This is a genomic window from Arenibacter sp. F26102, assembly GCF_023015865.1.
Classification (GTDB): domain Bacteria; phylum Bacteroidota; class Bacteroidia; order Flavobacteriales; family Flavobacteriaceae; genus Arenibacter.
Window position 1 is genome coordinate 445,834 of the sequence record NZ_JALKBC010000003.1, and the last position, 13,006, is coordinate 458,839.

The 13,006-nt window shown below is 38.9% G+C and carries 11 protein-coding genes; 8 read left to right on the plus strand and 3 right to left on the minus strand.

The annotated features are described in order from the left end of the window. Positions 1-73 precede the first annotated feature (73 nt). Both MWU78_RS06160 and MWU78_RS06165 read left to right on the plus strand, forming a co-directional pair. Positions 74-1,177 carry an acyl-CoA desaturase gene (locus MWU78_RS06160; protein WP_246995981.1) on the plus strand — a complete coding sequence of 368 codons (1,104 nt, stop codon included), beginning with the start codon at positions 74-76 and terminating at the stop codon, positions 1,175-1,177. A 14-nt stretch (positions 1,178-1,191) separates the two neighbouring features. Continuing rightward, a complete protein-coding gene (locus MWU78_RS06165; RefSeq protein ID WP_246995983.1) occupies positions 1,192-2,376 on the plus strand; it encodes a pyridoxal phosphate-dependent aminotransferase in 1,185 nt (394 codons plus the stop codon). A 69-nt stretch (positions 2,377-2,445) separates the two neighbouring features. On the opposite strand, the gene MWU78_RS06170 is transcribed toward MWU78_RS06165, so the two are convergent. Together MWU78_RS06170 and trkA are read right to left on the minus strand one after the other, a co-directional pair. Then, positions 2,446-3,936, minus strand: a complete 1,491-nt coding sequence (locus MWU78_RS06170) for a potassium transporter TrkG (RefSeq protein ID WP_246995985.1) — start codon at positions 3,934-3,936, stop codon at positions 2,446-2,448. Position 3,937: 1 nt separating this feature from the next. After that, a complete protein-coding gene (gene trkA / locus MWU78_RS06175) occupies positions 3,938-5,287 on the minus strand; it encodes a Trk system potassium transporter TrkA (protein ID WP_246995988.1) in 1,350 nt (449 codons plus the stop codon). Between the two features lie 356 nt (positions 5,288-5,643). Between trkA and ubiE the strand changes: the two genes are divergently transcribed. Next, the gene (gene ubiE, locus MWU78_RS06180; protein WP_246995990.1) at positions 5,644-6,372 is read left to right on the plus strand and encodes a bifunctional demethylmenaquinone methyltransferase/2-methoxy-6-polyprenyl-1,4-benzoquinol methylase UbiE; all 729 of its coding nucleotides are present in this window, start codon (positions 5,644-5,646) and stop codon (positions 6,370-6,372) included. Positions 6,373-6,375: 3 nt separating this feature from the next. Then, entirely contained in the window at positions 6,376-7,071 is a 696-nt protein-coding gene (locus MWU78_RS06185) for a porin family protein (RefSeq protein WP_246995992.1), read from the plus strand. A gap of 4 nt (positions 7,072-7,075) precedes the next feature. Here MWU78_RS06185 and MWU78_RS06190 read toward each other — a convergent pair whose 3' ends face one another. Then, positions 7,076-7,798, minus strand: a complete 723-nt coding sequence (locus MWU78_RS06190; RefSeq protein WP_246995994.1) for an RNA methyltransferase — start codon at positions 7,796-7,798, stop codon at positions 7,076-7,078. 75 nt (positions 7,799-7,873) lie between these two features. Here MWU78_RS06190 and MWU78_RS06195 point away from each other — a divergent pair, with 75 nt between their 5' ends. The 4 genes from MWU78_RS06195 to MWU78_RS06210 form a co-directional block, all read left to right on the plus strand. Continuing rightward, on the plus strand, positions 7,874-10,417 hold the full coding sequence (locus tag MWU78_RS06195) for a BamA/TamA family outer membrane protein (RefSeq protein ID WP_348647059.1): 2,544 nt from the start codon (positions 7,874-7,876) through the stop codon (positions 10,415-10,417). A gap of 59 nt (positions 10,418-10,476) precedes the next feature. Beyond that, complete coding sequence (gene fbaA / locus MWU78_RS06200; RefSeq protein WP_246995998.1) at positions 10,477-11,544, plus strand: class II fructose-bisphosphate aldolase; 1,068 nt, start codon at positions 10,477-10,479, stop codon at positions 11,542-11,544. Positions 11,545-11,568: 24 nt separating this feature from the next. Continuing rightward, positions 11,569-12,429 carry an acetyl-CoA carboxylase, carboxyltransferase subunit beta gene (gene accD, locus MWU78_RS06205; protein WP_187581741.1) on the plus strand — a complete coding sequence of 287 codons (861 nt, stop codon included), beginning with the start codon at positions 11,569-11,571 and terminating at the stop codon, positions 12,427-12,429. Between the two features lie 70 nt (positions 12,430-12,499). Beyond that, a partial coding sequence (locus tag MWU78_RS06210; RefSeq protein WP_246996000.1) for a transposase occupies positions 12,500-13,006 on the plus strand: 507 nt, incomplete at its 3' end.

Sequence of the window (13,006 nt, forward strand, 5' to 3'; positions counted from 1 at the left end):
TGGCCTAAGTTTTAACAAAACAGTTATACTTAATTTGGGCCCGAATTGCCGTATATTTACAAAAAATTAAATCATGGACAACAATCCCATAAGATTTTCACGAAAAGACTCTGCCCAATTTTTTAAAACCCTTAATAAGCGCGTTAATAATTACTTCAAGGAAAACGACCTAAAAAAAACAGGTAATTGGAAATTGCACTTAAAGACAGCCGTAATGTTTGCCCTATTTTTGGCACCTTATTTTCTAATTTTGACCCTAGGACTCCCTAATTGGGCCAATTTGTTATTGACCATCACCATGGGCGTTGGTATGGCCGGAGTTGGCATGAATGTCATGCATGATGGAAACCACGGCTCCTATTCCAATAAAAAGTGGGTAAACAAACTTATGGGAGGCAGCATTTATATCCTGGCCGGAAACGTTTATAATTGGCAAGTTCAGCACAATGTTCTGCACCATACCTACACGAATATTCACGAGCACGATGAAGATTTGGAAGCTGGTAGGATATTAAGGTTTTCAAAACATGCCAAATGGCACAAATTCCATAAATTCCAACATTTTTATTCCATTCTTCTTTACGGCCTTCTAACTTTTAATTGGGCCATTACTACCGATTTTCAACAAATGTATCGCTATACCAAAAGAAAATTGGCCTACGGAAAATTCCCCAATCCCTTCATGAACTGGAGTATGTTGGTCGTTACCAAGCTTATTTATATAACCATTTGGATTATTGTACCTATGGTATTTTTAGATATCGCCTGGTGGAAAATTCTCATAGGATTCTTTATAATGCACTATGTTGCCGGTGTTATTCTGAGTGTGGTATTCCAATTGGCGCACGTGGTAGACGAAGCTGAAACTCCCTTACCTGAAAAAGATGGTACCATGAAAAATACCTGGGCTATACACCAATTGTTCACAACCGTAAATTTTGGTACTAAAAACCGTATTGTAAACTGGTTTACAGGAGGCTTAAACCATCAAGTGGAACATCATATCTTCCCCAACATAAGCCATATACATTACACAAAAATTGCCAAAATTGTTAAAGAGACTGCAAATGAGTTTAATTTGCCATACAACGAATATAAAACTACAAGAAAAGCTATAATTTCGCACTTCAAACATCTAAAAGAATTGGGTAAAAAACCCGCATTACAATATCAGTAAATTATAACAGAAAAATGAAGAACCATTTATCCGATAGGATCAACTCCATGTCCACCTCGGCCACACTGGCTATGGCCGCTAAAGCCAGGGAATTAAAAAGCGAAGGCAAAGATATCATTGGTTTAAGTCTGGGGGAACCTGACTTTAACATACCGGATTTCATTAAAGAAGCTGCTAAACAAGCAATAGACCAAAATTATAGCAGCTACTCCCCTGTGGATGGTTATGCCGATTTAAAGCAGGCTATTGCCAATAAATTCAAAAGGGACAATGGCCTGACTTACGGCCTAAACCAGATTGTAGTATCTACAGGTGCGAAACAATCTTTGGCTAATATTGCCATGGTAATGCTCAACGATGGAGATGAAGTAATTTTGCCAGCCCCATATTGGGTAAGTTACAGTGATATTGTGAAATTGGCCGAAGGTGTCCCCGTGGAAGTACCTACGAGTATCGACACCGATTTTAAAATGACTCCAGAACAATTGGAGAAGGCCATAACGCCAAAAACCAAAATGATTTGGTTCAGTTCCCCATGTAATCCAAGTGGATCTGTTTACAATCAGGAGGAATTGGAAGGTTTGGCCACAGTATTGAGAAAACATCCAAATATTTTTATTGTTTCCGATGAAATTTACGAGCACATCAATTTTATTGGTGGCCATGTAAGTATTGCCAATATTGATGGAATGTACGACCGCACCGTTACGGTAAACGGAGTTTCCAAAGCATTTGCAATGACCGGATGGCGTATTGGTTACATTGGAGGCCCGGAATGGATCGCCAAAGCATGTAACAAGTTCCAAGGACAGATTACCAGTGGCGCCAATGCAATTGCCCAACGCGCTACCATAGCTGCTCTTGACGCCCCTGTTTCTTCCATTAAGTTCATGATCGATGAATTCCACAAAAGACGTGATCTTGTATTGGAATTATTGGGTGAAATAAAAGGATTTAACCTTAATGTACCAGAGGGAGCATTTTATGTATTCCCAGATATTTCCAGCTTTTTTGGAAAAACACTCAACGGGACCTTGATCAATAATGCCTCTGACTTTGCGCTTTACCTTTTGGAAAAGGCAAATGTAGCTACCGTTACCGGTGAAGCCTTTGGAAATGCCAATTGTATTCGTATTTCCTATGCAGCCTCCGAAAAAGAATTGAGAGAAGCTATTGCCAGAATAAAGGCAGTTGTATAATACAGACTTTAGTCTTAAAAAAAAATGGACGCCCCAATCGGCGTCCATTTTTTTTATGTTTTTGATATTCTATATACGCTTCCAGAAATAAGGCGAAAATAATATCAATACCGTAAATAGTTCCAATCTACCCAAGAGCATTAGAAATCCGCACCACCATTTCCCCAATGCCGGAAGACTATTAAAATTGGCCAAAGGATTTAAGGCACCTAAGGCCGGACCTACATTCCCCAAGGAAGAAGCAGCCCCTCCCACAGCGGTTTCAAAGTCCAACCCCAATGCACCAAGCACCAAGGATCCAATTATAAATAGTAACATATAAAGCACAAAGAATGCTATGATATTGTATACAATATTTTCCTGAACCGTCTTATTATTATACCTAACAGGAATAATGGCATTGGTATGCAGGGTACGTTTAAATTCCAACAAACCATTCTTAATAATGAGCAAGTGCCTCATTACCTTGATACCACCAGCGGTAGAACCGGCCGAGCCACCGAGAAAAAACAATCCAAAAAAGAATATGGTTAAAAAGGGTGTCCACGAAGTAAAATCAGCTGTCACAAACCCTGTGGTCGTAATAACAGAAACAACTTGGAACAAGGTATGCCTAAAAGAGCTTTCCCACTCCCCCAAAACCATGGGATGAAAATCGGACACCGGCACATTGGCCTGAAAATAGACCACTAAACTGGCAACTACGGTAAAACAAACTATAAAAATAGAGTAGAATTTAAATTCTTCATCCATTATCACTTTCTGCACCTTGCCCTTAAAGGCATAATAACTGAGCACAAAATTACTTCCCGCCAAAAACATGAACAGAATTACTATGTATTGTATCAAAGGTTGGTCGTTCCAATAGGCCATACTGGCATTCTTCGTAGAAAAACCTCCTGTGGACAAGGTTGCCAAGGAATGATTTATTGCATCAAAAAAAGACATTCCAGCAAGTTTCAATAATAAGGTCTCAGCCACCGTATAACTAAAGTAAATTAACCACAGTCTTTTAGCGGTATCCGTAATCCTAGGGTGCAATTTATCCCCACTTGGTCCGGGAGCCTCCGCAGCAAACAACTGCATTCCTCCAATTCCCAAAAGGGGCAAAATGGCAATGGCAAGTACTATAATCCCCATTCCTCCAATCCAATGCGTTAAACTTCTCCACAAAAGAATTCCTTCAGGCAAAGCCTCTATATCATCTACTATTGAAGCGCCAGTGGTGGTATAACCGGACATAGTTTCAAAAAAAGCATTGGTAATATCCGGAATAGCTCCGGAAAAGAGATAGGGCAACATGCCTGAAGCGGACATGACCAACCAACCAAAGGTAACAATGATGTACCCTTCCTTGCGTTTTACTTCCTTTTTGTGATTGCGGGTATAGAACATGGCCAAAACACCTACCAGCATGGTAACAATTGCAGCAAGGGTAATGTCCAAGGTAGCGCCGTCATCGTAAATTCCGCTGACAACCGCAGCCAAAATCATAAAAAACCCATTGCAGAGCAATAGCAATCCCATGAGGTGAATGATAATTTTAGAATTTAAACCCATACTACAGGAATAGCTTTTCAATTTTTGGAATAGCACTTGGCAAACAACAGACCACTACCCTATCACCTTCTGTAATCTTAAATCCTCCAAGGGCTATGATCCCTTGGTTATCCCGGATTACGCCTCCAATAGTAGCTTCCCTCGGAAATTCGAGCTCCCTAATTATTTGCCCGTTCACTTGGGATGTAGGTTTAACAATGAATTCCAAAATCTCCGCATTTAAATTATTCAACCTGGTCATCGCCACTATTTCACCTTTACGGATATGCCTGAAGATATTATTCGCGGCCAATAGTTTTTTATTGAGCAAGGTATCTATACCTATGGAATGGGACAATTGAAAATAATCCATGTTTTCAACCAAGGCAATTGTCTTTTTAACATTCTTGGACTTGGCCACCAAGCAAGACATAATATTGGTTTCCGAATTTCCGGTAACAGCAACAAAAGCATCCATTGCCTCCAGATTTTCCTCTTCCAGCAATTCTACATTTCGTCCATCACCATTAATGATAAGGGCACTAGGTAGCTCATCTGCCAAATCGAAGGCCTTTTCTTTGTTTTTCTCAATAAGCTTTACATTGAACTTATTTCTACAGAGATCACGAGCCGTTTTATAGCCAACCTTACTACCTCCCAGTATCATAACGTTTTTGATTTCCTTTTTCTCTTTACCGGTGAGTTTATAAAGTTCATCCAACCCCTCTTTGGCGGTTATAAAATAAACCTGATCATTTTCTTTAAAAACGGTATCTCCCCGAGGCACAATGGTATATTGAGTACCCATCCTTTGAATTGCAATGGGCATAAAGTGTAGTTCAGGAAATATTTTTGCAGCATCTTTTACCGTCCTGCCCACAAAAGGTGCACTTTTGGGCAAGGAAACACCCACCATTATCAACAGGCCTTCCTCAAATTCGTAGGTATTGTTAAATGCAGATTGATTTAATAGAAGCTGTATTTCAGTAGCTGCCAAAGCCTCCGGTGAAATAAGCTCATCTATACCCAGATCCGAAAATCTTATAGCTTCTTTATTATGGATAAACTCGGCATTGGAAATACGGGCTATTGTTCGCTTACAACCCAATTGTTTAGCCAACATACACAAGGTAATATTGGTTGTCTCGGAGGACGTTACACCAATGACCAGGTCGGATTTCTCTACCTGGGCATCCTTTAAAATGGCAATTGAGGTGGCATCTCCCCTAAGCACCCTAATATCTAAATGGCTATCTGCATATGATAAACTGTCCTTATTACAGTCTATCAGCGTAATATCCTGAGATTCGTATGACAATAATTTAGCCAAATGAAATCCTACTTCACCTGCTCCTGCAATAATAATTTTCATCTGATATATAAATTGTTTTTCATCAACCTAAGTGCATAATAATTAATGGTTGGTCCGGTGTTGTTATCATTTTGCACCCTCCGGCACCTAAATTTAATAAAAATGGAAACTACATCTATTTATTTGTATACCTCCCTTTGTGATAGGTATCAAATCCATTTTGGTTAAATAGTACTGAAGCTTGTTAAGGCCAATTTCAAATAAAATCCGAATATAAGCGGCACAAAATTACACAATTAAATTGGGTTGTATTCCAAAACACGGAAGTTAAAACAAATAAGAGGTCGGTGCATATTGTAAAAAATAGAAGTATAACTTTATGCCTATATAGTATCTTTACCAAAAATATAATGATTATGGATAAGAAGGTAACCCCATATAAAGATTCAACGCTAGGCAAAAAGGAACAGGTAACAAAAATGTTTGATACTATTTCCGGAAATTACGATGGATTGAACAGGGTAATATCTTTTGGAATAGACATTAAATGGAGAAAGCGTGTTGTATCCATAGTTTCAGAAAAACATCCTGCAAAAATTTTGGATATCGCTACCGGAACTGGGGATTTAGCCATTAATATGACCAAAACAGGTGCAAAGGAAATTATTGGCTTGGACATTTCTGCCGGCATGCTGGAAGTTGGTAAAAGAAAAATAACTGAAAAAAATTTGGATGGCATTATCAATATGATAGTGGGCGATAGCGAAAATCTGCCATTCGAGGCAAATTCCTTTGATGCCATTACCGTTGCCTTTGGCGTTCGGAATTTTGAAAATCTAGAAAAAGGCCTGTCCGAAATATATAGGGTATTAAAACCTGGCGGTTCCTTTGTGGTTTTGGAAACGTCGATCCCCACAAAAACACCCTTTAAACAAGGCTATAAATTGTATACCAAATTTATCCTTCCGGCCATTGGGAAGTTATTCTCCAAGGACCGTAGCGCTTATGCCTATTTATCGGAATCCGCAGCTGCCTTTCCACATGGAGCAGCCTTCAACAATATTTTGAATAAAATTGGGTTTATAGGTATAGACAATAGACCACAAACATTTGGGGTGGCCTCCATATATGTAGCTACAAAGTAAAATATGAAAAACATTCTTATTCTTCTATTGGGTTTTATACTACTAGGTACGAATTCCAATGCCCAGTTTAACGAAAAACCCGTAATGAACCTTGAAAATGAGGACCAGCCATTATTAAATTGGGGATATTTTTTAGGCTTCAATCAATACGACTTTAAATTTGAATACAAAGATGATCTGCCCGATATTCTGGTAGACAAATCCTTCGGCTTTAATGTAGGTCTCATTGGTGAACTACGACTCAATAAATTTTTGGACCTGCGATTTGAGCCGGGACTACATTACAATCAGAGAAACTTGGGATTTCCAGGTTTCGACAATGAAAGGGACGCAATCCGAGAGGTAAAATCGACCTATATAAACTTTCCCTTGCTCCTAAAGGTCAGTGCCAAAAGACTTGGAAATTGGAAACCATTTCTTGTTGGCGGGGCATCAACATCATTAAACCTGGGCAGCAATGAACAAAGTTTGGACGACAACAGCAGTGCCACCTTCCGGATGAAAAAGACCACATATTACTATGAAATGGGTTTTGGGATTGATTTCTATTTGGAATATTTCAAGTTCACCCCTTCCATCCGTGGCGTTTTCGCCATTAACGATGAATTAATTCGAGACAACGACCCCAATAGCCCTTGGACGGGCAATGTTGAGGCTATGATGACAAGAGGACTTTTTATTAATTTTACGTTTGAATAGAGGATTACCCCCTTCTAATTTCGTTCAATAGAATAGCTGTAGCCGTTGCTACATTTAAACTTTCCGCTGTTTTAGCGCCAAACTGTGGTATACTTATCTTTTTGCAAACTAAATTTTCAATGGCTTCGGACACCCCGTTGGCTTCGTTTCCCATCACCAATACCCCCTTTTTAGGGAATTGTTCAGTATATACCACCGTACCATCCATAAATGCTCCGTAAACAGGAATATCTATTTCGCCCAAAACCTGCTGCAAATCCCCGTACACAATATTCACCCTGCTTATAGACCCCATGGTAGCCTGCAAAACCTTAGGATTATAACAATCTACAGTGTTGGGTGAACAAATTAGGTTTGTAATTCCAAACCAATCGCATAGACGGATAATAGTACCCATATTTCCTGGATCCCGAACATCATCCAAGGCAATTACCCAGTCAGAAAAGTCTATTTGCCTTGGCACAGGAAAATGAAAAACACCCAACACCTTATTGGGGGTGGACAATCCACTCATTTTCCTTAAATCCCCCTCACTAATCAATTCAACAAAATCATTATTCAATCCCAATACGGTGCTATCCGTTACATATATTTTATGAACCTTAAGAGTGGATTCCAATAGCTCTTTTACAGTCTTGATTCCCTCTACAACAAACAACTTATTTTGTGTTCGGTACTTTTTTTGCTGTAAATTTTTTATAAATTTTATTTGGCTTTTAACAACCATACAAATAATGTATTTTTGACTTCTATGAGGACACGGCCGTGTATGTATTTTAACATTACGAAAATAGGATTATTATTGCTAGTAATTGCAATTACGTCGTGTAATGCCACAAAAAGAGTTGGTGAAGATGAACTCTTGTTGACCAAAAACCTTCTTTACGTAGATAGTGTTAAAGTAACCGACGACGATATCCACAGCCTTATTTTTCAAAAACCGAACAGCACCCTATTGGGATACCCCCTTAGATTAAACTTATACAATCTGGCCAAGAAAAATCCAGATTCTTCATATCAGGTATGGTTGCACAAAAAAGAAAAAAGGGAACAGCGCCTCATCAATATTTTGTCCAAAAAACAGGTGGAAAGATTAGGGGAATCTTTTTTGGTCAAGGGAGCCAGCATTTGGTTCAAGAATATAGGTGAACCACCCACCATCATTGATACCTCTAGAACAAGAAGGTCATTACAACGACTAAATGCCTACTACAAAAGCAAAGGATACTTTAATAACAACACCACTTTTACTATTGATAGCACCAATAAAAAACAAAGGGCTATTATTAACTATAACTTGGATTTGGGCAACCCCTACCTAATAGACTCCATATCCACTGAAATTACCTCTTACGCTTTAGACTCCATACATAAAGTGAATATGAAAAATTCATTTATAAAATCGGGTCAGCAAATAGATTTGGACAATTTCAACAATGAAAGGGAGCGACTGACCAATCTTTTTAGAAATACTGGAATCCACAACTTTCAGGAAAGCTCTATTTCCTATGATCTTATTGGGGACACAACCAAATTGGGAAGCAATCAAAAATTGGATATACTTTTGAATATTGAAGATTTAAAAACAAGAACAGACAACGCCCTTTCTACTTCAAAGTACAAGGTACATTCCTTTAAGAAAATCAACATTTACACCAACTACACCTTTGACAATGGATTGGACAGTGTAAATAAGCTGGATTATAAAGACTTTACGATTTACTATCAAGGCAAATTGCGTTACAAGCCAAAAACGCTCACAGATGCTGTCTTCCTTAAAAAGGATAGTATCTATAGAGAAATAGATCGTATAAGGACCTACAGACAGATCACTAACCTAAACACTTTTAAATATCCTAATATTGAGTTTGTAGAAGATAGTGTGGCAGCCAAATTAACGGCCAACATCTACCTTTCCCCGAGACCGAAATATTCCTTGGGCACCGATTTTGATGTAACCCACTCCAACATCCAATTTTTGGGTATTGCGTTCAGTCCGTCCCTACAAGCAAGAAATTTGTTTAAAGGAGCAGAAAACCTAAGCATTTCGGGAAGGATAAGCGTAGGTGCCTCGAGTGATCCCGACATAGTGGATAACCGCTTTTTTAACATTTTGGAAACGGGAGGGGATATCAACCTTAATTTGCCCCGAATTTGGTTCCCGTTCGTAAATACATCTAGAATTATACCTAATTACATGCTTCCCAAAACCAAATTATCCATTGGGACGAGTTTTCAACAGAATATTGGTCTGGACAAACAAACTTTGAACACTGTATTTGGTTATAATTGGTCCCCAACAGATTTCAAAAAGAATACGGCCGAGTTATTAAATGTGCAATTTGTCCGCAATGTAAACCCCGATCGATTTTTTGCGGTATACGAAAGTACCTTTGAGAGTTTGGATGAAATTGCCGACAATTACGAAACCGAACCTGCCCTGGCCGCTTATTTTGAGACGACAGATGACAGTACCGATCCTGAGTTAATTATTCCGGAAGGCACTACTGGCTTTACCAATGCCATTCTAAATGGCGAGGTATCTTCCAGCGAAACTGATTATGAGGATGTAAGTAGTATTGAGGAAAGAAGAATAAGACTTACAGAAAACAATTTAATATTCGCAAGTAACTTCACGTATAATAAAAACAACAAGAATGGGATTGCCGATGACGATTTTTATCAGTTTAGGTTCAAATTGGAAAGTGCCGGAAATCTACTGTCTGGAATTTCCAATTTAATCCCATTTGATAAAAGTGATGACGACAAACTTTTGATTTTCGGTGTTCCCTATTCCCAATACATTAAAACTGAATTCGACTTTATAAAACATTGGAGTTCCTCAGGATCCAACGTACTGGCATTCAGGAGTTTTTTCGGAATTGCGGTACCTTATGGCAATTCGGACAACATCCCCTTTGTTAGAAGTTATTTTGCGGGAGGGTCTAACGATAACCGTGCTTGGCTGCCTTATTCCCTTGGACCTGGCAGAACAGAGGATGTAAACGATTTTAACGAAGCAAATTTAAAAATCGCTTTTAATTTGGAATATAGATTTCCCTTAGTAGGAGATATTAAAGGAGCTATTTTTGCCGATGCAGGTAATATTTGGAATGTCTTCGACAATGTTACCGATGAGAAGGCCAACTTCGAAAACTTGGGTTCCCTAGCAGACATAGCATTGGGCACTGGACTCGGAATCCGTTACGATTTCACCTATTTCGTCTTCAGGTTGGATATGGGCTTAAAAACCTATAATCCGGCCGAAGAATCCTCCAAAAGATGGTTTAGAGACTATAATTTGTCCAACGCTATATTCAACATAGGTATAAATTATCCTTTTTAGAGCTGAATATTTTATTACTTTTGTCCCATCTTTTTAATTAATTACACTAAAATAAGATTATGGCACACAATATTAAACCAGGAGTTGCAACCGGAGATGAGGTACAGAAGATTTTCAACTATGCAAAAGAAAAGGGATTTGCCTTACCTGCTGTTAATGTTATAGGATCGAACACGATAAATGGGGTACTGGAAACTGCGGTCAGTTTAAATGCTCCCGTAATAATACAGTTCTCCAACGGAGGTGCACAATTCAATGCTGGAAAAGGATTATCCAATGACGGTCAGCAAGCAGCCATTTTGGGTGCAGTTGCCGGAGCTAAACACGTTCACCAATTAGCTGAAGCTTACGGGGCTACCGTAATTTTGCATACAGACCATTGTGCCAAAAAATTATTACCTTGGATAGACGGTTTATTGGATGCAAGTGAAAAGCATTTTAAAGAAACCGGCAAACCCCTATTTAGCTCTCATATGATCGACCTTTCAGAGGAATCGATAGAAGAGAATATTGAAATTTGCAAAAAATATCTTGCCAGAATGAGTAAGATGGGAATGACCTTGGAAATAGAATTGGGAATTACCGGAGGTGAAGAGGATGGTGTGGACAACTCTGATGTAGACGATTCCAAACTATATACCCAACCAGAGGAGGTTGCCTATGCTTATGAGGAATTATCAAAAGTAAGCCCTAAATTTACAATTGCCGCCGCTTTTGGAAATGTACATGGCGTATATAAGCCAGGAAACGTAAAATTGACTCCGAAAATTTTAAAAAATTCTCAGGAATTCATCACTAAAAAATACGGTGTGGAACACAACCATATCGATTTTGTTTTCCATGGTGGATCAGGTTCTACTGTTGAAGAAATACGTGAAGCCATTGGTTATGGCGTCATTAAGATGAATATAGATACCGATTTACAGTATGCCTTCTTGGAAGGGATCCGGGACTATGTTCAAGGCAAAAAAGACTATTTACAGTCTCAGATCGGTAATCCAAATGGTGCCGACGAGCCAAACAAAAAATATTATGACCCACGTGTTTGGTTAAGAGAAGGAGAAAAAACATTTATTACACGTCTAAAAAAGGCATTTGAAGACCTTAACAACGTGAATACCCTATAATCCCCCAACCCTAAAGGAAAACTTATGTCATCTTGGTTCAAAAGAAAGGAAAAAGGAATACAAACCGCTACCGATCAGAAAAAGGATACCCCAAGAGGCCTTTGGTATAAATCACCAACGGGTAAAATTGTTGAGTCCGATGAGTTGGCAAAGAATTATTATGTTAGCCCAGAGGACGATTATCATGTAAGAATAGGTAGTAAGGAATATTTTGAAATTCTATTCGACAAAAACAAATTTACCGAGTTGGATGCCAAATTGTCTTCAAAAGACCCCTTAAAGTTCGAGGATACTAAAAAGTACGTTGAGCGTTTAAAGGCGGCCGAGGCAAAAACTGGACTTAAAGATGCCGTTAGGACTGCAGTGGGCAAATCACTTGGTAAGGATGTAGTCATTGCCTGTATGGATTTCAGCTTTATTGGTGGATCTATGGGTAGTGTGGTAGGTGAGAAAATTGCAAGGGGCATAGACTATGCCATTAAAAAGAAAATTCCCTTTGTAATGATTTCAAAATCTGGAGGTGCACGTATGATGGAAGCCGCATTATCACTTATGCAATTGGCCAAGACATCGGCTAAATTGGCGCAGCTTGCGGATGCTGGTATCCCCTATATTTCACTTTGTACGGACCCAACTACTGGCGGAACTACTGCTTCCTATGCCATGCTGGGCGATATAAATATTTCCGAACCCGGGGCATTGATCGGTTTTGCCGGCCCACGCGTTGTTAAGGAAGCTACTGGTAAAGAATTGCCAGAAGGGTTTCAAACCGCTGAATTTTTACAGGAACATGGATTTTTGGATTTCATAGTCCATCGAAGGGATCTTAAAAAGAAAATCAATCTTTATATAGATTTAATAGAAAACAATCCAGTTAGAGGATAAGTATAAAGAGGCTGTCTAAAAAGGCGGCCTCTTTTTTTTGAATTAATGCTAAAGGATCGTAACTTTAGTTATGAGCCGAAAAGTAGTATGGAAGACCAATAACCAAGACCAGTTAAGTCTTCTCCCACCCAGTTATGATGATTTAGTCCCAAAAAATCATCCGGTACGAATTGTCAATACAATATTGGACCAAATAGATTTAAGTATTTTAGAAAAGGGATATAAAGGAGGGGGAACATCTAGTTACCACCCTAAAGTACTCTTGAAGATTTTGATTTACGCCTACTTGCGTAATTTGTATTCTTCCCGTAAGATAGAAGAAGCCTTGGGAGAGAACCTTCATTTTATGTGGTTGGCAGGCACGGCCAAGCCAGACCATAATACCATTAGTAACTTTCGTTCCGGGAAACTAAAAGGGCAGTTCAAAAAAATCTTTAATCAAGTCGTAGTGCTCCTGGCAGAGCAAGGGTATTTAAGCTTAAAAGATATTTATGTGGATGGTACTAAAATAGAGGCCAATGCCAACCGCTATACTTTTGTATGGGCAAAAAGCATAAAGACTTCCCGCAATAGAATA

Bases quoted from the DNA above. Each gene is read 5' to 3' on its own strand.
- trkA (WP_246995988.1), bottom strand. From the start codon at position 5,287: ATGAAAATTATTATTGCAGGAGCAGGTGAAGTAGGATTTCATTTGGCT.
- accD (WP_187581741.1), top strand. From the start codon at position 11,569: ATGTCATCTTGGTTCAAAAGAAAGGAAAAAGGAATACAAACCGCTACC.
- ubiE (WP_246995990.1), top strand. From the start codon at position 5,644: ATGGATAAGAAGGTAACCCCATATAAAGATTCAACGCTAGGCAAAAAG.
- MWU78_RS06170 (WP_246995985.1), bottom strand. From the start codon at position 3,936: ATGGGTTTAAATTCTAAAATTATCATTCACCTCATGGGATTGCTATTG.
- MWU78_RS06185 (WP_246995992.1), top strand. From the start codon at position 6,376: ATGAAAAACATTCTTATTCTTCTATTGGGTTTTATACTACTAGGTACG.
- MWU78_RS06160 (WP_246995981.1), top strand. From the start codon at position 74: ATGGACAACAATCCCATAAGATTTTCACGAAAAGACTCTGCCCAATTT.
- MWU78_RS06165 (WP_246995983.1), top strand. From the start codon at position 1,192: ATGAAGAACCATTTATCCGATAGGATCAACTCCATGTCCACCTCGGCC.
- fbaA (WP_246995998.1), top strand. From the start codon at position 10,477: ATGGCACACAATATTAAACCAGGAGTTGCAACCGGAGATGAGGTACAG.
- MWU78_RS06190 (WP_246995994.1), bottom strand. From the start codon at position 7,798: ATGGTTGTTAAAAGCCAAATAAAATTTATAAAAAATTTACAGCAAAAA.